General features: G+C 71.7%; 15 protein-coding genes and 3 pseudogenes. 9 read left to right on the top strand and 9 right to left on the bottom strand.

Annotated elements, in window-relative coordinates; genetic code table 11:
- Positions 1-67 precede the first annotated feature (67 nt).
- Positions 68-1,120 carry a pseudaminic acid synthase gene (gene pseI, locus ACN263_RS08985; protein WP_422739347.1) on the top strand — a complete coding sequence of 351 codons (1,053 nt, stop codon included), beginning with the start codon at positions 68-70 and terminating at the stop codon, positions 1,118-1,120.
- Between the two features lie 392 nt (positions 1,121-1,512).
- Here pseI and ACN263_RS08980 read toward each other — a convergent pair whose 3' ends face one another.
- The 4 genes from ACN263_RS08980 to ACN263_RS08965 are packed head-to-tail and all read right to left on the bottom strand — an operon-like array spanning position 1,513 to position 4,186.
- Entirely contained in the window at positions 1,513-1,944 is a 432-nt protein-coding gene (locus ACN263_RS08980; RefSeq protein WP_422739346.1) for a hypothetical protein, read from the bottom strand.
- Entirely contained in the window at positions 1,928-2,683 is a 756-nt protein-coding gene (locus tag ACN263_RS08975; protein WP_422739345.1) for an SDR family NAD(P)-dependent oxidoreductase, read from the bottom strand. Before ACN263_RS08975 ends, ACN263_RS08980 begins: the two co-directional genes overlap by 17 nt.
- A complete protein-coding gene (locus ACN263_RS08970; protein WP_422739344.1) occupies positions 2,676-3,938 on the bottom strand; it encodes an AMP-binding protein in 1,263 nt (420 codons plus the stop codon). The genes ACN263_RS08975 and ACN263_RS08970 overlap by 8 nt, the downstream gene beginning before the upstream one ends.
- Entirely contained in the window at positions 3,935-4,186 is a 252-nt protein-coding gene (locus ACN263_RS08965; protein WP_422739343.1) for an acyl carrier protein, read from the bottom strand. Before ACN263_RS08965 ends, ACN263_RS08970 begins: the two co-directional genes overlap by 4 nt.
- Positions 4,187-4,285: 99 nt before the next feature.
- On the opposite strand from ACN263_RS08965, the gene ACN263_RS08960 reads away from it, so the two are divergent.
- On the top strand, positions 4,286-4,795 hold the full coding sequence (locus ACN263_RS08960; RefSeq protein WP_422739342.1) for a GNAT family N-acetyltransferase: 510 nt from the start codon (positions 4,286-4,288) through the stop codon (positions 4,793-4,795).
- Between the two features lie 98 nt (positions 4,796-4,893).
- Here the strand turns inward: ACN263_RS08960 and ACN263_RS08955 are convergent, their stop codons facing one another.
- Positions 4,894-6,627, bottom strand: a complete 1,734-nt coding sequence (locus ACN263_RS08955; protein ID WP_422739341.1) for a hypothetical protein — start codon at positions 6,625-6,627, stop codon at positions 4,894-4,896.
- 353 nt (positions 6,628-6,980) lie between these two features.
- On the opposite strand from ACN263_RS08955, the gene pseB reads away from it, so the two are divergent.
- From pseB to ACN263_RS08920, 7 genes are all read left to right on the top strand, one after another.
- On the top strand, positions 6,981-7,964 hold the full coding sequence (pseB, locus tag ACN263_RS08950; RefSeq protein ID WP_355050345.1) for a UDP-N-acetylglucosamine 4,6-dehydratase (inverting): 984 nt from the start codon (positions 6,981-6,983) through the stop codon (positions 7,962-7,964).
- On the top strand, positions 7,961-9,118 hold the full coding sequence (locus tag ACN263_RS08945) for a DegT/DnrJ/EryC1/StrS family aminotransferase (protein ID WP_422739340.1): 1,158 nt from the start codon (positions 7,961-7,963) through the stop codon (positions 9,116-9,118). Before pseB ends, ACN263_RS08945 begins: the two co-directional genes overlap by 4 nt.
- Before the next feature lie 10 nt (positions 9,119-9,128).
- Positions 9,129-9,980, top strand: a complete 852-nt coding sequence (locus ACN263_RS08940) for a hypothetical protein (RefSeq protein ID WP_422739339.1) — start codon at positions 9,129-9,131, stop codon at positions 9,978-9,980.
- A complete protein-coding gene (locus ACN263_RS08935; protein WP_422739338.1) occupies positions 9,970-11,814 on the top strand; it encodes a class I SAM-dependent methyltransferase in 1,845 nt (614 codons plus the stop codon). The genes ACN263_RS08940 and ACN263_RS08935 overlap by 11 nt, the downstream gene beginning before the upstream one ends.
- 161 nt (positions 11,815-11,975) lie before the next feature.
- Positions 11,976-12,698 carry a cytidylyltransferase domain-containing protein gene (locus ACN263_RS08930; protein ID WP_422740641.1) on the top strand — a complete coding sequence of 241 codons (723 nt, stop codon included), beginning with the start codon at positions 11,976-11,978 and terminating at the stop codon, positions 12,696-12,698.
- Positions 12,695-13,741, top strand: coding sequence for a PseG/SpsG family protein (locus tag ACN263_RS08925; protein WP_422740640.1), 1,047 nt, complete (start codon positions 12,695-12,697; stop codon positions 13,739-13,741). Before ACN263_RS08930 ends, ACN263_RS08925 begins: the two co-directional genes overlap by 4 nt.
- A gap of 165 nt (positions 13,742-13,906) precedes the next feature.
- Complete coding sequence (locus ACN263_RS08920; protein WP_422739337.1) at positions 13,907-14,539, top strand: alpha-ketoglutarate-dependent dioxygenase AlkB; 633 nt, start codon at positions 13,907-13,909, stop codon at positions 14,537-14,539.
- A gap of 131 nt (positions 14,540-14,670) precedes the next feature.
- Here the strand turns inward: ACN263_RS08920 and ACN263_RS08915 are convergent.
- From ACN263_RS08915 to ACN263_RS08900, 4 genes and pseudogenes are all read right to left on the bottom strand, one after another.
- A pseudogene (locus ACN263_RS08915) lies at positions 14,671-16,752 on the bottom strand (DNA gyrase subunit A); the annotation flags it as partial.
- Positions 16,753-17,145: 393 nt separating this feature from the next.
- A pseudogene (locus ACN263_RS08910) lies at positions 17,146-17,793 on the bottom strand (LAGLIDADG family homing endonuclease); the annotation flags it as partial.
- 27 nt (positions 17,794-17,820) lie between these two features.
- Positions 17,821-18,441, bottom strand: a pseudogene (locus tag ACN263_RS08905) (DNA gyrase subunit A); the annotation flags it as partial.
- A 32-nt stretch (positions 18,442-18,473) separates the two neighbouring features.
- Positions 18,474-20,531, bottom strand: coding sequence for a DNA gyrase/topoisomerase IV subunit B (locus ACN263_RS08900; protein WP_422739336.1), 2,058 nt, complete (start codon positions 20,529-20,531; stop codon positions 18,474-18,476).
- Positions 20,532-20,624 lie beyond the last annotated feature (93 nt).

Genomic DNA, 20,624 nt, shown 5'->3' with positions numbered 1-20,624 from the left:
GTCCGCCCGTCGGGGGACGACGACAGCACCACCGCACGTCGGTGCGGGCGTAGGAACAGAGGTCGGAATGACGGCGACAATCAAGATCGGACCGCACGCGGTCGGTGCCGGGGAGCGACCCTTCGTGGTGGCCGAGATGTCCGGTAACCACAACGGGGACCTGGATCGGGCGCTGGCCATCGTCGACGCGGTCGCCGAGAGCGGTGCGCACGCGCTCAAGATGCAGACGTACCGGCCGGACACGATCACGATCGACGTCGACACCCCGGCCTTCCGCATCTCGGGCGGGCACGAGCTGTGGGGCGGGGAGAACCTGTACCGCCTCTACGAGCGGGCGCACACGCCGTACGAGTGGCACGCCCCGATCTTCGCGCGGGCCCGCGAGCGCGGGCTGACGGTGTTCTCGTCACCGTTCGACGCCACCGCCGTGGAGCTGCTGGAGTCGCTGGACGTCCCGGCGTACAAGATCGCGTCGTCGGAGCTGGTGGACCTGCCGCTGATCCGGTTGGTGGCCAGCACCGGCAAGCCGATGGTGATCTCGACCGGGATGGCGACGGTGGCCGAGATCGACGCCGCCGTGCGGACCGCCCGCGACGGTGGCGCGGCGGGCATCGTCCTGCTGGCCTGCACCGCGTCCTACCCGGCGCCGCCCGGCGACAGCAACCTGCGCCGCCTGCCGGTGCTGTCCGGCGCGTTCGACCTGCCGGTCGGGCTCTCCGACCACACGCCCGGTATCGGCGTGGCGGTCGCCTCGGTGGCGCTGGGCGCCTGCTTCATCGAGAAGCACGTCACCCTGGACCGGGCCGACGGCGGCGTGGACTCGGACTTCTCGCTGAACCCGGCGGAGTTGACGGCGCTCGTCGAGGAGTCGGGCCGTGCCCACGCGGCGCTGGGCGGCACCGCGATCGGCCCGACACCGGCCGAGCGGGAGGGGCTGCGGTTCCGCCGTTCATTGTTCGTGGTCGAGGACGTCCGGGCCGGCGACCCGGTGACGGCGCAGAACGTCCGGTCGATCCGGCCGGCCGGCGGCCTGGCCCCGGTCGAGATCGACAAGGTACGGGGCCGGACCTTCACCACCGACGTCCCGCGCGGCACCCCGCTGAGCTGGGACCTGATCTGACCGGCTGACCGGGCGAGCCGGCGGACAGAGCGCCGGGCGGCCGCGCGTACCTCCGGTTGGCAGTGCCTTGTGCGCGTCCTGTCGAGCTGCCCCGGAAATGGGGCGGGCCGCCATTGAGGCCGTCACGCCCCAGATGTGGGGCAGCTCGACAGGCACCGCCGACACCACCCGCGCCCCACCGGTCAGTCGCGGCCGACCGGCCCGGCAATGCCCTGTGCGCCCTCCCGGCAGCCGGCAATGCCCTGTGCGCGATCACAGCCGACGGTCCGGCCGCCCAGCCCGCGTCCTGTCGAGCTGCCCCGGAAATGGGGCGGGCCCGCCACCGACACCATCTCGCCCCATTCGTGGGGCAGCTCGACAGGCACCGCCAACACCAACCGCACCCCGACCGGTCAGGCGCGGCCGATCGGCCCGGCGCCCTGCCCGGGAGCGAAGCCGACGGTGACCACCAGGTCGGCGACCCGAAGCGTGCGCCAGAGGGTGGTGCCGTACACCGGAGTGGTCAACCCGTGCCGGCGCCACCAGATCGCGATCGGCACGTCGGCCAACTTGCCGTGACACTCGGCCCGGGTCCAGCGGGCCCAGAAGTCACCAGGGCCGAAGCGGCGGGCCAGCGCCGGGGGCACCGGGGCGTCGGCGCGTTCCGCGTCGACGGCCACCCGCCAGCCCGGCACCGGCGGGCCGTACCAGCCGACGCAGCGCCCGTCGTCGAGGTGACTGCGGGTCGTCGCCGCGGCCACCTCGACGGGCGTACCGATCCGGAGGTGCCGTTCGGCGGCGGCGAGCAGCCCCGGCACCGGCCGCAGGTCAGATGGAGGCGGCACCGTCCACCACGATGACCTGACCGTTGATGTTGGTGTGCTCGCGCAGCAGCATCCGCACCACCGGTACGACCTCCTCCGGCTCGGTCAGGTGACCGGTCGGGGTACGGCGCACGATCTGGTCGAGCTGGGTCGGGCCGAGCACGGCGGACATCTCCGAGGCGAAGAAACCGGGCGCGACCGCGTTGACCAGCATCCGGCCGCCGAGTTCCCGGGCGAGCGAGCGGGTGGCCGCGTCCATGCCGCCCTTGGTGGCCGAGTACGCGACCAGGCCCGGAAAGCCGCGCTGCGCGCAGATCGAGGTGATGTTGACGATCCGGCCGCGCAGTCCCTTGGCGAGCATCCGACGGATCACCAACCGGGTCAGTTGCAGCGGCGCGGTCAGGTTGGTCTCGATGATCCGGGCGATGTCGTCGGTGGCGGTGTGCACGTGCAGGGAGTCCTGCCCGACGGCGGCGTTGTTGACGATGCCGTCGATCGGGCCGAGACGCTGCTCCACCTCGCGGACGAAACCCTGTGCGGCGCGCAGGTCGGTGACGTCGACCGAACCGACGTGCACCCGGTCGGGGTGCTCGGCGGCGAGCTTCTCCAGCTCGGGGGTGACGGTACGGGCGAACGCGGCCACCCGTACGCCCGCGTCGAGCAGGTCGGTGACGATGGCCAGGCCCAGCCCTCGGGAACCGCCGGAGACGAGGACCACGGAGCTGGGGGGTACGAGCTTGGTGTCGGCGGGGTCAGACATCGCTCTTCAGGGTCTCCTTGACGGGAATCTCGGTCAGCACACGGATCCGGCGGGGCACGGCGTGCTCGGGCAGCCGGTCGGCGCACCAGCGGACTAATGCGGCCTCGTCGGGCAGCGGGGCGGCGGCGGGCGCGAGGACCACGTCGGCGACGACCATCCGGCCGAGCACCGGAGCCCGGCGGCCGGTGACGCGGGCCCAGGCCACGCCGGGATGCTGTGCCAGTACGCCCCGGACCACACCGGCGGAGACCTTGCTCCCACCGACGTTGATCTCGTCGGAGTCCAACCGACCCGTGATCAGCACCCGCCCGTCGAGCACCTGCACCCGGTCCCCGGTGCGGACCGGGCCGGCCAGGCCGACCCCGTGGTACGGGGAGGTCACGACCAGTTCGTCGTCGCGTACGGAGAGGGTGGGTCGACCCGGGGTTTCCCGGTCCAGCCACTCGACGGGGAACCCGGCCCGCCCGTCGTGCACCACGATGGACGCACCGACCTCCGAGGACGCGTAGATCCAGGAGATCCGCGCGGCGGGAAAGACCTCGCGGAGCTGGTCCAGGATCGCCTGGTCCACCGGCTCCCCACCCAGGGTGATCTGCCGCAGCGGGACCCGGGCCAGCGCGGCGGCGTCCCGGTAGAGGGTGCGCCGCCAGAAGGTGGGCGTGCCGGACGCGGCGTCCACCCCGTACGTGGCGGCGACCACCGGCCAGTCGTCCAACTCGTCCGGGTCGACCACCACCAGGTGCTGACCGGGCTGGGTCAACGACAGGGTCACCACCTGCCACCAGGCGTACGTGCCGGGGGCGTACGGGCACAGCCAGGTCCGGTCCGGCTGGTCGGCCCGGACGGTGGTCAACGTGTCCAGGGTGTGCCCGACCCGCTTGGGACGGCCCGTCGAGCCGGACGTCAGCAGCCACAGCCGGCCGGGTTCGGCGGCGCGCGGTCGGGTCGGCGCGCCGGGGTGCGCGCCGTCGTCGTCGAGCAGCGTCACGGTGAACCCGGCGTCGCCCAGCTCCGCGCGCATCGTCGCGTCCACCCGGCTCGCGGTGCTGAGCAGCAGCTCGGTGCCGTGCACGGCGTGCTGCCGTGCGGCGGCGAGCGCGTGCCGGGCGGAGGTCGCCAGCACCGCCGCGGGGTCGGGCAGCTCCGGCGACGGCAAGGTACGCCAGGTCAGCGGGGCGCCGCCCACGACGATCCGGTTGTCGACGCCGGCCGGTTCCGGGCCCGCGGTGGCCGGCTGGGCTGTCGCGACGGTCACCGCTGCTGGAGCTCGACGAGGAAGTCGAGGACGTCGCCGACGGTGGCGATGCGGCGCAGGCCGGGAGCGTCGAAGTTGAGCTCCTCCCCCGTCTCGTCCTCCACCCGCAGGGCCAGCTCGGAGAAGTCCAGCGAGCGGAAACCGATGTCCCGCAACTGCGCCGCGTCGTCGTCGGGCAGTTCCTTGTCCTGGTTCTTGAGCACCTGCGCCATGAGGTCGCGGATCTGCGCGCGACTCAATTCGTTCATGCGGCGGAGTCTACAACCCGGCGAATGGATAACTGCTTTCCCGGTGGCCCCGGGTAAGGTGCCGGGACCGGTTGTGTTCAGACAGGAAAGCGAGAGCACGTGCTGCGCGAAGCGACGACGGACGACGTTCATCTGATGTTGTCCTGGCGTAATCAGCAAACCAACCGTCAGGTCAGCAAGACCAGCCACGAAATCACCGCCGAGGAGCACGCCCGGTGGTGGTCGGCGGTGCGCGAGGACCCGACGCGACGGGTCCTGATGTACGTCCACGACGACCGGCCCTGCGGGGTCGTCACCTTCTTCGACCTGCGGCTGGACGGACCGCGTACCGGCGCGTGGGGCTTCTACCTGGACGCGGACGGGCTGGCCGACCGGGGCGAGACGCTGCCGGCCTGGCTGGGCGTGATGTCCGAGGCCGTGGAGTACGCCTTCGACGGACTGCACCTGCTGCGGCTCGACGGCGAGGTGCTGGCGCACAACACCGTCGTGCGGCAGATGAACCGGCGTTTCCGATTCGTCGAGGGCACGCCACGACAGGAGGTGTCCGACGGGCGGGAAATCACCGTGATCCCGATTTCCCTGGCCCGTCAGGATCGTCGCCAGCGCTGATTACCGCCACCATTTGCGCACTGGCCGACAAGCATTAACCCGGTGGACATCCGCCGTTCACACAATTGCGGTGTCCACCGGGCGGAACGAATATCGGATCAGGCCCGCCGCCAGGCCGCCCAGTGCTGCCGCTCGTTGCCGCCGAGCCGGACGAAGCCGTACTTCGCGCCGTCCCAGTCGTCCGGTTGGCCGGGCGCCCAGCGGGCGAACACCACCTGCGCGGCGGCGGGTGGCTGCTCGCGGAACCACCGCACGTCGGTCCAGGTCACCTGGTGGCTCAGATTGAACCGCAGGATGTAGTGCACCCCGGTGGAGGCCCAGACGCGCTCGCCGGGGCGTACGCCGACGTCGGCGACCCACGGGGTCGGCGCGGTGCTCGCCGCCATCGGTCGCACCAGCCGTTGGTCGATCACCTGCATGGTGAGCAGGTTGGCCACGACCAGGACGCCGAGCACCGGCAGCCGTAGCCGGGGCACCCGGACCGCGGCCACCAGCAGCAGGCACGCGCCGATACCGATCAGCGACCCGAGCACCGGACGCATCTCCCGCCAACCGTTGGTCAACGCCATCAGGTCCGGTGCGCCGAACCCGCCGTACCGCAGCGAGTGTCCCCGGCTGGCCACGTACGCGAGCCGGACGGCGACCAGCGCGCCGCCGGCGACCAGCAGGCCCACCGCGACCGCCGCCCGGCGCAGCACCACCCGACGCTCCTCGGTGAGCAGCACCCCGAGCCCGACCAGCAGCCAGAACGGGGCGAGCATCTGCACGTAGCGGCCGTAGATCGCGTCCAACGGTTTGCCGGTGATGCCGGCCAGGATCACGGACGCGCCGCTGGCGACCCCGACGCTCACCACCAGTGCGACACCCATGGTCCAGCGGGTGGCGTCGCCGTGGCGCGGACGCCAGAGTTCCTTGACCGCGGCGGCCCAGGCGATGCCGGCCATCCCGAACGTGATCACCACGAGGTACCAGAGCTGGGTGGTGACGGCCGCGCCGACGCGGACCACCCCCTGCGCGGAGGCGACGGCGGCCACGGTGCCGCCACCGGGGGTGCTGCCGAGCAGGTAGACCTTGTCCCCGAGGAAGCGGATGCCGGCCTCGTTGACCAGGGCCAGGGCCAGCACCGGCAGCAGCGCCGCGAGCACCGCGACGGGGTCGATCCGGCGGCGGACGAACAGCAGCAGGACCAGGCCGGCGTGCACCGCCACGATCACCAGAGCCCGCGAGTGCAGCAGATGGAACGCGCCCACCAGCAGGCCGACGGTGGCCGCGGCGAGCGGACCGGGCCGCTCGATCCACCGGTGCACGGCAAGCAGCCAGGCGACGACGAGCGGGGCCATCACGGTGTCGATCATCGCGACGCCGGCGTAGAAGGCGGTGGCCGGCAGCGTGGCCGCCACCACGGCGGCGAGCAGCGCCGACGCGCGGGGCAGCCTGAGCACCCGCCGGCCGAGCAGGTACGCCAGAGGCAGCAGCGTCGAGTTGACCATCGCGTTGATCAGCTGGACGAGGCGGTAGCTGTCGGTGAAGTCGTGGTGGCCGAGGAACGCGGGCGAGATGAGCATCGGGTACCCGACCCGGCGCAGCAGATCGTTCTCGCTGCTGAAGCCGCCCGGACCGCCGACGAGGGCGCGGGCGGTGTTCAGGTAGCTGTCCTCGTCGGTATGCGCGATGGGCAGCGCGATGTGCCGCGACAGCCACATACGCCAGGCAACGCTCAACAGCCAGCCGACGAACAGCAGCAGCGGCACCAGCCACCGGCGTTCGGGTGTCGCGGGCGGTCCCCCGGCCGGGACCGCCGGTCGTTCGATCACGTCGCTGCCGGTTGCCATCAACGCCTCCTGAACTGCCGGCCGGGCCGCCGCCGGGCAGGGCGGCGCGGCCGGTGACGCCCGGGGATGACCCGCTCGCACCGAGGCGGTGCGGATGTCGGGTGAACGCGGTACCGACGACACGCGCACGGCGGCCGGGTCGCTCGCGCGGCCACTGTAGCGGCCGGATCTCCCCTGGTCAGCCCGCTTCCCGGACGGTCGGAAGTGTTCGCCTGCGCGGTGCCCGCCATTCACGACAGCAGGGGGAGCGGTTAACCCGCGAGCGCCGGTGCGTTAACCCGCCGCCGTTAGCGTCTCACCCCGGTCGGCCGGCCGAGGGCCGCCGGTTCATCCACGATCACGGGAGCACCAAATTGAGTGAGTTGAATGGATCGTCCATTCTGATCACCGGGGGAACGGGTTCCTTCGGCAGGACCTTCCTCCGGCACATCCTCACCGAGGCCGACCCCGCCCGGGTGGTGGTCTTCTCCCGCGACGAGCTCAAGCAGTACGAGCTGCGCCAGCAGCTCGGCGACGACCCGCGGCTGCGCTGGTTCATCGGCGACATCCGGGACCGGCACCGCCTCACCCGGGCGATGCACGGCGTGGACCACGTCGTGCACGCCGCCGCGCTCAAGCAGGTGGACACCGCCGAGTACAACCCGTCGGAGTTCATCGCCACCAACATCACCGGCTCGCAGCACGTCGTCGACGCCGCGATCGAGGCCGGCGTCAAGAAGGTCATCGCGCTCTCGACCGACAAGGCGTCCAGCCCGATCAACCTGTACGGCGCCACCAAGCTGGTCGGCGACAAGCTGTTCGTCTCGGCCAACCACTACGCCGCGCACCACCCGACCCGGTTCGCCGTGGTGCGCTACGGCAACGTGGTCGGCAGCCGTGGTTCGGTCGTCCCGCTGTTCCACCGGCTGGCCGCCGAGGGCAAGAGCCTGCCGATCACCGACAAGCGGATGACCCGCTTCTGGATCACGCTCGAGCAGGCCGTGCAGTTCGTCATGGACTCGTTCGACCAGATGCAGGGCGGCGAGCTGTTCGTGCCCCGGATCCCCAGCATGCGCATCCTCGACCTGGTCGAGGCCGTCGCGCCGGACGCCACCACCCACGAGATCGGTATCCGGCCCGGCGAGAAGCTGCACGAGGAGATGATCGCCCCGGACGACAGTCGGCGGACGCTGCGCGCCAAGGACCGCTACATCGTCCAGCCGACCATCGCCGGTTGGGGCTACCAGCCGCCGGTCGACTGCGAGCCCGTGCCGGACGGCTTCGCCTACCAGTCGGACACCAACGACGAGTGGCTCACCGTCGAGCAGCTACGCGAGATGCTCGGCCTGACCGCATGACCGGGATGCTCCCGTACGGCCGGCAGTCGATCTCCGAGGACGACATCGCGGCCGTCGCCGACGTGCTGCGCGGTGACTGGCTCACCACCGGGCCGCAGGTCGACGCGTTCGAGGCCGACCTCGCCCGCTGGACCGGCGGGGTGGGCGTCGCCGCGGTCTCCAACGGCACGGCGGCGCTGCACGTCGCGTACGCGGCCGCCGAGGTCGGACCGGGCGACGAGGTGGTGGTCCCACCGATGACGTTCGTGGCGACCGCCAGCAGCGCCGTCGCGCTCGGCGCGAAGATCGTTTTCGCGGATGTCGAGGACGAGACGTTCTGCCTCGACCCGGCCGCCGCCGCGGCGGCGGTCACCTCGCGTACCAGAGTGGTTTCCGCGGTCGACTACGCCGGCCACCCGGCCGACTACGACGCGTTGCGCGCGTCGCTGGCGGGCCGCGACGTGTTGCTGCTCGCCGACGCGGCGCACTCGATCGGCGGGTCGTACCGCGGTCGTCCGGTGGGTTCGCTCGCCGACCTGACCACGTTCTCGTTCTTCCCCACGAAGAACCTGACGACCGCCGAGGGAGGCGCCGTCGCCGCGCTCGACCCGCAGGTCCTGAAGCGGGCCCGCCGGTTCCGGGGCGTCGGCATGGTCCGCGAGCGCGACGACCTGCGCTACCCCGACGAGGGCGGCTGGCACCAGGAGGTGCACGAGTTCGGCCTGAACTACCGCCTCCCGGACGTGCTCTGCGCCCTGGGCCGCAGTCAACTGCGCCGGCTCGCCGCGTTCACCGCCCGTCGGGCCGCGCTTGTCGCCCGCTACGACGAGGCGCTGGCCGACCTGGACGGCGTACGGTTGCCGGTCCGCAAGCCGTGGGCCGACCCGGCCTGGCACCTCTACCCGATCCGGGTGCTCGACGGTCGTCGCCGCGAGGTGTACGACCGGATGCGCGCCGCCGGCATCGGCGTGCAGGTCAACTACATCCCGGTGCACTGGCACCCCGCCTTCGCCGACCTGGGTTACCGGCGCGGGTCGTGCCCGGTGGCCGAGTCGTTCTACGCCCAGCAGCTGTCGCTGCCGCTGTACCCGGGACTCAGCGACGCCGACCAGGACCGCGTCATCGACGCGCTGACCGCGATCCTGCGGGGCAGCGCGGTGCGTTCCGCCGCCTGATGGGAAGCTGATGCACCACGCGAACCACTTCTACGGCCACGCCCACGTGTTGGCCCGGTACGCCGGCCTCGGCGACCGGCACCCGCCCCGGATCAACGGGTACGTGCAGCACGGCTGGAACATCGGCGACGGCCTGGCACCGGGCCACCCGTACGCCGACCGCACGCCGAGCCTGCTCTGGTCCGAGCAGACCGCCCGCCGGGCCTGGTCGGTGGGGCGGCGCAACGTCGTCGTGATCGGCGCCCCGTTCAGCTACCTGCTCGCCATGCGTCCGGACGACCCGCCGGAGCAGGAGCGGGAGGGCACCATCTGGTACCCGTTCCACGGCTGGGAGGGCCAGCACGTCAAGGGCGACCACCGGGAGCTGATCGCCCGCATCCGGGACACCGAGCCCGGGCCGGTGACGGTCTGCCTCTACTGGCACGAGTACGGCATGCGCCACGTCCGGCGGCTCTACGAGCGCGCCGGGTTCCGGGTGATCTGCCACGGCTACCGGGGACACTGGTGGAAGGACACCGACCCGGAGTTCCTCGACAAGCAACTGACCGAGCTGCGCCGGCACCGGCGGGTAGCATCCAACCGGCTGACCAGCGCGATCTTCTACGGCATCGCGGCCGGTTGCGAGCCGGCGGTCTACGGCGACCCGATGATCCTGTCCAACGAGGACCCGACCTTCGGTGGCACCGCCCGCATCCGTCGGCAGTGGCCGGAGCTGCACGGCACCCAGGTCGACCTGCCCACCGCCGTGTCGATCGCCCGCGCGGAACTGGGCGTCGACCACCGCTGCACCCCGGCCGAGCTGCGTGAGCTGCTCGGCTGGGCGAACCTTCCGGAAGAAGAAGAGGACGACAGTGACGACTGAGACGGCACCCGCCGGCCGGATCACCCTGCCCGGCGGCGAGATGCTGGCCTGGTCCGACCTGCCGAAGGAGCGGCTGACCGACGGAGGGCCGCTGGCCGCGCTGGCCGCCCGCATCGTGCCGCCCGGCGCCCGCGTCCTGCTGGCCGGCCCGCACGACCCGGCGCTGCTCGACCGGCTCGCCCACGCCGAGGTGACCTGCCTGCTGCGCAGTCACCCGGACGCCGTGGCGCTGGCCCAGCGGGCCGCCCGCGTGGTCGTGGGTGGCCCCGCCGGCCTGTCCGACGACGACACGTACGACGTGGTGATCGCCGCCGCCGGGCTGGACCCGATCGAGTCGGTGGAGGGCACCCGGCTCGGCTGGGACGGCGTGCTGGCCCGGCTGGTCGCCGCGGTACGCCCCGGCGGCACGTTGCTGCTGCGCCTGGACAACCCGCTCGGACTGCACCGGCTGGTCGCCACCAGCCCCTGGTACGCCGCCCGGGACGACGCCGCCTGGGTCATCGGCGGGGTGCTCGACGCGGCCCACCCCGCCAACCGGGACCAGCTCCGGCAGCGGATCACCGACAGCGGGCTCCGCCCGAGCGCCTGCTGGGCCGCGTACCCCGGTGGGGCGACGGCGACGGCCCTGCTCGACGCCGACCAGCTCGACCGCGGCGCGGACCGGGGGCTGTTCGACGCGGTGCTGCACGGCGCCTGCGCGGGCGCGTTCGCCCCCGCCACGGTGCTCCAGGACCCGGCCCGGCTGGCGGTGGACGCCCTGCACGCCGGGCGCGCCGCCGACCTGGCGCCGGCCTGGCTGCTGCTGGCTCACCGACCCGGCAGGCCGACGGACTCCCCCGCCGAGGGGGACCTGCCGGTGGCGCTGGTGCAGACGGGGTCGTCCGGCCGGCCCGGGATCGGTGTGCTGGAAGTGCGCGACGGCCCGTCCGGCTGGCGGTGGGGGTACGTCGCCACCGCCGGCACGACCGCGCCGTCCGCCAGCGGTGAGGCCGCGTACCGGGACCCCGCAGCGCTGACCGGGCCGGTGCCGGCCGGGCGGCTGCTGCACACCCTGCTGCTCGACGCCGCGCTGCGCCGCGACCTGGCCACGCTCCGCGGGCTGTTGCACGGGTACGCGGGCTGGCTCGCCGACCAGGCCGACGCCGACGGACGGCTCGCCGGGGCCGCCGCGCTGGCCAGCGCCGACAACATGGTGGTCGACGGGGAACGCTTCGCGGTGCTCGACCCGAGCTGGCGGGCCACCGACCGGCTCCCCGGCGACGTGGTGCTGGCCCGTGGGCTGTGGCGCTTCGCGGCGGCCATGCTCACCGGCGGATACGCCCACCCGTGGTCGTCCACCCTGGACGTCGCCGGCCTCACCGTCGTCCTCGGCGGGCTCGCCGGCCACGACCTCGACCGGGCCACAGTGGCCGAGGCGGTCCGGGCCGAAGCAGCGATCACGGCCAGCCTGCACGGCCTGGACGCCGAGCACCGCACCGCCCTCGCCGACGAACTCCAGGCGGTCGAACCGACCGACCCACCGGTCGGGGCGCACAGCTACCAGCAGTTGCGCGAGGCGTGGCTGCGCCAACGCGAGGAGATCAGCCGGCTGGCGGCCCTGACCCGTTGGACCGACGAGCTGCTCACCTCCCGGGAGCGGGCGCTGCGCCGGGCCGAGGCGAAGATCGGCCTGCTCAGCGGGTCCATCAGCTACCGGGTCGGCCGGCTCGCCATCACACCCGCCCGGCTGGCCAAGCGCGGCGCGCGTGCCGCGAAGCGGCGCGCGCGGGCGGCCCTCGCCCCGAAGCAACTCGTCGCGGAGCAACTCGTCGCGGAGCAGGAGGAGCAGCAGTGACCGACGACGGCGACGCGCCCGCGACCCGGCCCGGCGCCGCTGCCCGGCCCGACCCGGCGACGCGGCCCGACACGACGACGCGGCCCGACCCGGCGTTTCGGCCCGACCCGGCGACGCGGCCCGACCCGGCGGCCGGCACGGGAGCGGCCGTCGCGCCACGGATCGTCGGGATCGTGCAGGCCCGGATGGGCTCGTCCCGGCTGCCCGGCAAGGTGCTGCGCCCGCTCGCCGGGCGGTCCGTGCTCGGCCGCGTGGTGCGCGCCGCCCACGACAGCGGCGTCCTCGCCGACCTGGTGGTCGCCACCAGCACCGACCCGGTCGACGACGCGGTGGTCGACGAGTGCCGCCGGCTCGACGTACCGTGCCACCGCGGCCCCGTCGACGACGTGCTGGACCGGTTCGTGGGCGCCCTCGCCGCCCACCCGGGTGACGCGGTCATGCGGTTCACCGCCGACTGCCCGCTGCTCGACCCGGAGATCATCACGCTGGTCGCCTCGGTGTACCAGGCCGTACCCGGATTGGACTACGCGAGCACGTCGATCGCACGCACCCTGCCCCGCGGACTGGACGTCGAGATCATCCGCGCGGACGCCCTGCGCACCCTGGACCGGCTCGCCACCGGCCACCATCGGGTGCACGTGACCTCGTACGCGTACACCCATCCGGAGCTGTTCCGGGTGCTCGGGGTGACCCTCACCCCGGACCGTTCGGCGCTGCGGCTGACCCTCGACACCGAGCAGGACTGGGCGCTGGTGAGCGCCGTCGCCGACCACTTCGGCGACGTCAGCGTGCCACTGGCCAAGCTCGCCGACTGGCTCGACGGGCAACCCCGGCTGCGCGCGCTCAACGCCGACGTACGCCAGAAGCGGCTGGAGGAGTCCTGAGCACGCTACGGGTCGGGCTGCGCTGCGACGCCGGGCCGCGGCGCGGCGTCGGGCACCTCGTACGCTGCCTGGCCCTCGCCGAGGAGTTCCTGGCCCGGGGCGCCCACGTCGCCGTGTTCGGCACGGTCGAGCGGGTCGGCTGGGCCAGCGCCGAACTGGCCGCGCGCGGCATCGAACTGCACCCCGGCCCGGAGTCGCCGGGCGAGCTGGTCGAGGCGGCCCGCCGACACGACCTCGACGTGATGGTCCTCGACTCGTACGAGCTGGACCCGGCCGGGGCCGGCGCCCTGCGCGCCGCCGGCATCCGCACCCTCGCCGTGATCGACGGGGACAGCCGGGGCCAGGACGCCGACCTCTACCTCGACCAGAACTTCGGGGCGCAGCATCCGGCGCTGCCCGGGCGGCTGCTCGCCGGCAGCGGGTACGTCCTGCTGCGCGACTCGGTCGTGGCCGCCCGTCCGGCGACACCCCGACCCGCCACGACGGTCGGCAGGCCCCGGGTGCTGGCCTTCTTCGGTGGCACCGACGCGGTCGGCGCGGCTCCGGTGCTGACCCGGGTGCTGCTGTCCACCGGCCACCCGATGGACCTCACGGTCGTCGTCGGGCGACCCGAGATCGAGGCCGAACTGGAGGCGATCACCCCTGGGCGGGGGCAGGTCGTCCGTCCCGTCCCGCCCACCGGCTCGCTGCCCACCCTGATCACCGAGGCGGACCTCGTGGTCAGCGCCGCCGGCACCTCCACCTGGGAGCTGTGCTGCCTCGGCGCACCCGCGGCGCTGGTCTGCGTGGTCGACAACCAGCGCGAGTCGTACGCCCGGGTGGTGCGCCACGGACTGGCCGCCGGCCTCGGCGAACTGCCGGACCTGACCGCTCCCGGGATGCCCGGGCGGACCGCCCGCGCGACGGCGGCACGGACGCTGAACGCGCTGCTCCGCTCACCGCAACGCCGCGCGGCGCTGGCCGCCCGAGCCTGGGCCGCAGTCGACGGCCAAGGCCGCGCCCGGGTAGTGGACGCGGTACTGGAAACCCTCGCCAAGACCTAACCCGGCCCCGGCCCCGGCCCCGGCCCCGCGATCTTGCACTTTCTGTCGCGACATAGAGGGGCAAAACCCCTCAAGTCGTCAACCGAAACTGCAAGATCGACGCAGGGTGCGGCGCGGGGTGCGGGGCTCGCACTGGTGTACTAAAACGCTGCTAGGGTGGGCTTCATGGAGGCCGTTTACCAGCCGTCGATGCTCGACCTGACCGACGCGGAGCCGACCCTGGGGGCGCTGCCCGGCCCGATCCGGCGGCACCAGCTCAGCCGGGGCGCCTGGGTCGACCATCTCCCCGGCTGGGTGCGCGGCTCCGACGCGGTCCTCGACACCCTGCTCGCCGAGGTGCCCTGGCGGGCGGAGCGCCGGACCATGTACGACAGCGAGGTCGACGTGCCCCGCCTGCTCTGCTGGTACGACGGCGACCGGCAACTGCCGCACCCCGTGCTCACGGCCGCACGCACCGCGCTGACCCGGTACTACGCGCCCGAGCTGGGCGAGCCCTTCGTCACCGCCGGCATGTGCCTCTACCGCTCCGGCCGCGACAGCGTCGCCTGGCACGGCGACACCATCGGCCGCTCCGCGCACAGCGACACCATGGTCGCGATCGTCTCGTTCGGCTCACCCCGACCGCTGCTGCTGCGCCCGCGCGGCGGCGGCGACAGCCTGCGCTTCCCGGTGGGTCACGGCGATCTGATCGTGATGGGCGGCTCCTGCCAGCGCACCTGGGAACACGCGATCCCCAAGACCACCCGCCCGACCGGCCCCAGGGTGAGCGTCCAGTTCCGCCCCATCAACGTCGCCTAACCCCAACCCCACCCACCGCCGCACCACCCCTCAGCGGGTTGATCATGAAGTTATTGCCCCGACACGCCGATGACGGCGGCAATAACTTCATGATCAACGGGCGTCAAGCGTGGGGCCGAGGGCCCCGGGGGTCAGTCGCGTTCGATGAGGTGGCCGATGACCGTTGGGCCGAGCATCACGGCGAAGCCGCTGCCGTCGCGGCGGGGATCGGCCGCCGGCAGTTCGACCGGCTCGCCGGTGGCGGTCGCGCCGACCGGTCGCGGCCCTACCCAGGCCACGGCGACGTCCGTCTCACCCTTGAGGAAGCGGTGGGCGCGCACGCCGCCGGTCGCCCGACCCTTCGCCGGGTACGCCTGGAACGGCGTGACCTTGACCGTCGCCCCGGTGGAGGTGACCACCATCGGCTCACCGTGACCCGGGTCGTCGGTGCGTACCGCGCCGAAGAAGACCACCCGCGCCCCGGTCGGCAGGTTGATGCCGGCCATGCCACCGCCCTTGAGGCCCTGCGGGCGGACCAGTCCGGCCGCGAAGCGCAACAACGACGCCTCCGAGGTCACGAACGTCAACGTCTCGGCGCCGTCGGCCAGCCAGGTCGCCCCGACCACCTCGTCGCCGTCGCGCAGGCCGATCACCTCGAACTCGTCGGAGCGCACCGGCCACTCCGGAGCGCAGATCTTGACCACGCCCTGCCGGGTGCCCAACGCCAACCCGGGTGACGCCTCGGCGGTGCTGCCCAGTGGGGCCAGCCCGACCACGGTCTCCCCCGCCTCCAGCGGCACCAGCTCGGCGGCGGACATGCCACCGCGCAGCGACACCGTGCCGGCCTGCTCGGGCAGCACCGGCAGCGGCAGCACGTCGATCTTGAACGCGCGACCCGCACTGGTGATCAGCAGCACCCGCCCCCGGGCCGTGGAGTGCACGATCGCGCGTACCGTGTCGTGCTTGACCCGGCCGTTGCGCCGACGCCCCTCGGCGCTCTCCTCCGACTCGGCCGCGGTCCGGGCCACCAGCCCGGTCGCGGAGAGGATCACCTGGCACGGGTCGTCGGCGACCTCCAGCGGGCCGGCCGGCGCGGACGCCGCCAACACCTCCTTCAGGTCACCGTCGACGAGCGTCGTACGCCGTTCGGCGCCGAACTGCTTGACCACGGCCGCCAGCTCGTCGGAGACCAGCTTCTTGAGCACCCGCTCGTCGTTCAGAATCGTGGACAACTCGGCGATCTCGGCACGCAGCCGCTCCTGCTCGGCCTCCAGCTCGATCCGGTCGTACTTGGTCAGGCGGCGCAGCGGCGTGTCCAGGATGTAGGTGGCCTGGATGTCGGAGAGCCCGAACTGGCTCATCAGCCCGTCCTTGGCCGCCTGCGCGTCGTCGCTGCCCCGGATCAGCCGGACCACCCGGTCGATGTCGAGCAACGCGATCAGCAGACCGTCGACCAGGTGCAGTCGCTCCTCGCGCTTGCGCCGGCGGTAGGCGCTGCGCCGGGTGACCACCTCGTACCGGTGGGCGAGGAAGACCTCCAACAGGGCCTTCAACCCGAGGGTACGGGGCTGACCGTCGACCAGCACGAGGTTGTTGACGCCGAAGGACTGCTCCAACGGGGTCAGCCGGTACAGGTCGGCGAGCAGCGCCTGCGGGTTGACCCCCACCTTGCACTCGATGACGAGGCGGGTGCCGCTCTCCCGGTCGGTGAGGTCCTTGACGTCGGCGATGCCGGTCAGCCGCTTGGTCTTGGTGACCTCGTTGGTGATCGCCGCGATGACCTTCTCCGCGCCGATCCCGTAGGGCAGCTCGACGACGGTGATCGCCTGACGGCCCCGGCTGCCCTCGATCGGGCCGATCTCCACCTTGCCGCGCATGCGCACCACGCCGCGACCCGTCTCGTACGCGCGGCGCACCTCGTCCAGGCCGAGCAGCATGCCACCGGTGGGCAGGTCGGGCCCGGGGACGAACTCCATCAGCTTGTCCAGAGTGGCGTCCGGGTGGTTGATCAGCCAGCGGGCCGCCGAGACGACCTCGGCGAGATTGTGCGGGATCATGTTGGTGGCCATCCCGACCGCGATCCCGGACGCGCCGTTGACCAGCAGGTTGGGAAAGGCTGCCGGCAGCACGGTCGGCTGGGTCAGCGACCCGTCGTAGTTGGGCTCGACGTCGACCGTGTCCTCGCCCAGCTCACCGACGAGCAGCATGGCCTCACGGGACATCCGCGCTTCGGTGTTGTGGTTGACGAAAGCGCCGGCGAGGAAGGAATGATCCTCGGAGTTGACCCGGACCGAGTAGACCTCCGCGGGCTCGCACGGCGTCACTTCGGTGACGCGCTCGAACCGGTACCCAGAGTCCATGATCGGGAGGATGGTCGCCAGAAGTTCTGGTTCCTTGATGCGATCGATAATCCGGAGGCGCTCGGTCTCCCATCGCTCGACGCGATCAAAATTGTGCGTCGTCAACCACTTGCGTCCACTACCACGCCGGTCGAAGTCCAAAGCGTCACGCACGTAGGCAGCTACGAAGGGAACCTGGTCCTTGCTCAGCCGATGCGGACGCAACGGCGCGTGCCGCAAAACCGAGTTCAACTTTGCCTGTTTAGTCCGGAGGAAGCCAACCCGATTGGCGAATGCCTTGATGTTCCGAAGACCGGAGATCACCAAGCGGTGCTCGACCGAGCCGCTGGGACGCGTGTAACGGCGCCAGCAGGCGAAGACCCCGAATTCCGTGAGCAGCTCTTGGACCTCCCGGGTGAGCCGCTCGCTGTAACTCGTGTACTGGATGGTGAAGCCGTCCTTGGCGACCCGCACCCCTCCGTCCCCTTCGAAGAGGGCCATAAGGAAGGCACGCTTGACGCCCCAGCCGCCGTTCCAGATGAATTGTGGGATGAACTTTTCCCGAGCTTGATGCCCGATGAACTCTGCCATTGGACTTGCCCGGAAAGCGTCCATACCGCCGGCATAGATCTGGACATCGATCTCCTGGATGCGCTTTCGATCGCGACGGGTCTGCCGTTCGCCAACGTAACGCCGACCACCAACCACTTGGTCGTACGCGTGCAGGACCTCCCCGAAAAAGTGCTCGTCGGTGTTGTTGAAACCGGCCCTGGTCTCACTCGCAAAGCCCTCAGAAGCCCACGCGCCAGCGAGAACGCCCAGAGAGTATTCACGAGCGGTGGGAACAACCTGGGACCAGGCATTCCGTGCCACACAGACGATCGAGCCGACGTTGAGCTCATCGAGCCGTCGCCACTGAAAGAGCGGAACACCCATCGGTGACTCAAGGCAGAGCACGAGGTGATTCTCGCTGCCTCGAAGCGAGAATCCGGCCTCCGTGCCGATCCGGACCGTCGGATGGACGCCCGAGTTGAACACCTTGTCGACCTGGACAGCTTTACCGTCTTTGTCGAGCACCTCGAAGTCGACATCGGCTTCGCTATTCGCTGGAAGGTTCACCAGATCAGCAATTCGAGGGCTGGTGCCGTCAGCAAGTCGAATGCGGGTGTCTCCGGTAACGCAGTAACGGCTGGCAGCCGGGCCGTCGTCCGGGGAGCCGAAGTTGCCGTGCCCGTCGATTAGTGGCGCGTTGAGCGAGAAGTCCTGGGCGAGGCGGACCATCGCGTCATAGATCGCCCCGTCGCCGTGCGGATGGTACTTGCCCATCGCATCCCCGACAATTCGGGCAGACTTCACATGCCCTCGATCGGGGCGGTAGCCCTGCTCGTACATGGACCAGAGGATCCGCCGGTGTACGGGCTTGAGGCCGTCGCGGGCGTCCGGCAGCGCGCGGGAGTGGATGACCGAGAAGGCGTACTCCAGGTAGGAGTCGGAGACCTCGGTGACCAGCGGATTGTCGAAGACCCGCGCGCCGGCCTGGTCGAACGAGGAGAGGTCGACCTTGTTTTCCTTGCGGCGTGCCATGACTCAGCTCTCCACTCGAATGGAACGTCGGCTCATGCGTCGATCGCCTCCCGGTCGACCCGGTCGGCGGAGTCGATCAGCCAGTTGCGGCGCGGCTCGACCTTCTCGCCCATCAGCAGTTCGAGGATGCGCTCGGCGGCGTCCACGTCGTCGAGGGTGATCCGGCGGACGGCCCGGGTGGCCGGGTTCATCGTGGTCTCCCACAGCTCGTCGGCGTCCATCTCACCGAGGCCCTTGAAGCGCGGGATGGGCGTGACGATCTGCTTGCCGGCCTTCTCCAGCTTGCGGACCGTCGCCTCCATCTCGGCCTGGGTGTAGGTGTAGACGGTCTGCGGGTTCCGCCCCTTGGTGGTGATCTTGTGGAGGGGCGGCATCGCGGCGTAGAGCCGGCCGGCCTCGATCAGCGGCCGCATGTAACGGGCGAAGAGGGTGATCAGCAGCGTACGGATGTGCGCGCCGTCCACGTCGGCGTCGGCCATGATCAGTACGCGGCCGTAGCGCAGCGCGGAGAGGTCGAACGTCCGCCCCGACCCCGCGCCGAGCACCTGGACGATGGCCGCGCACTCGGCATTGTCCAGCACCTGCTGGAGGTTGGCCTTCTGCACGTTGAGGATCTTGCCCCGGATCGGGAGCAACGCCTGGTACTCCGAGGAACGGGCCATCCGGCTCGTGCCGAGGGCACTGTCGCCCTCCACGATGAACAGCTCGCTGCGGTCGATGCCGGTCGCACGGCAGTCGACCAGCTTCGGCGGCATGGACGCGCCCTCCAGGGCGGTCTTGCGCCGGGCGGCGTCCTTCTGCTGCTTCTGGGTGAGCCGCACCCGGGCCGCGTCGACGATCTTCTGGAGGACGACGCGCGCCTCGGCCTTGGTGCGCCGGTCCTCCAACCAGGACTTGACGTGCGCGTCCACCAGGCTCTGGATGACCTTGGTGATGCCGGTGGTGGACAGCTCGTCCTTGGTCTGCGAGGTGAACTGCGGCTCGGGGATCCGCACGTGCACCACGGCGGTCATCCCCTCCAGGACGTCGTCCAGGGTAGGCGGCTCCTCCTTGGCCTTGAGCAGGCCGCGGGTGTTGCGCACGGCGTCGGCGAGGGTACGCACGAGGGCCCGTTCGAAACCCTTGCGGTGGGTGCCGCCGTGGGCGTTGCGGATGGTGTTGGTGAAGCACTCGACGGTGCGCTCGTAGCCGGTGCCCCAGCGGAACGCCACCTCGACCTCGGCGCGGCGCTGCACGTTCGACTGCATGACGCCGTTGGCGTCGGCGGCGTTCTCCCGGTACGTCCCCTCGCCGTTGACCAGCAGGGTGCCGGAGACCGGCCGGTCGCCGGCCGGCGCGAGGAACTCGACCATGTCGCTGAGCCCGTTGGGGTAGTGGAACCGCTCCTCGACGGGCGCCTCACCGGTCGCATCGCGCAGCAGATAGGTCACGCCGGGGACCAGGAACGCGGTGTTGCGCAGCTTCATCCGGACGGCGTCGACGTCCAGCGTCGCGCCGGTCTCGAAGTAGCGGGCGTCGTGCCACCAGCGGATCGACGTGCCGGTGCGTTGGCCGCGCTTCATCGCCCCGGTCACCTGCAGGCCCGGCCCGGCGGTGAAGGGCGCGTCCGGCCCGGCACCGTCGAAGATCCCCGGTACGCCGTGCCGGAAGGACATCGAGTGGACCTTGCCGCCGCGGCGGACGGTGACGTCGAACCGGCGGGACAGCGCATTGACGGCGGAGGCGCCGACGCCGTGCAGGCCGCCGGAGGTCTTGTAGCCGGAGCCGCCGAACTTGCCGCCCGCGTGCAGCCGGGTCAGCACCAGCTCGACGCCGGAGATGCCGGACTTGGCGTGCACGTCGGTGGGGATGCCCCGACCGTCGTCGTCGACCTGCACCGAGCCGTCGGCGTGCAGCGTCACCTCGACGTTCGTGGCGTGGCCGGCGACGCCCTCGTCGGTGGAGTTGTCGAGGATCTCGTTGACGAGGTGACCCACGCCACGGCTGTCGGTGGAACCGATGTACATGCCGGGCCGCTTACGGACGGCGTCCAGCCCCTCGAGGTGGGTGAGGTCATCGGCCCCGTACAGGGTGTCAGGCTCTGCGGTCAACTGGTCGTACTCCCCGGTCTCGGCGATGTGGTGCCGTCCCGACGTCGGTCGGCCGGCGCGCCGCAGCGAGCCTAGCCCGAGACTGAGACAACT

The sequence above is a fragment of the Micromonospora sp. WMMD729 genome, assembly GCF_049315225.1.
Classification (GTDB): Bacteria; Actinomycetota; Actinomycetes; order Mycobacteriales; family Micromonosporaceae; genus Micromonospora.
The sequence above is the reverse complement of the archived record's forward strand: the minus strand, read 5'-3'. Positions and strand labels throughout refer to the sequence as shown.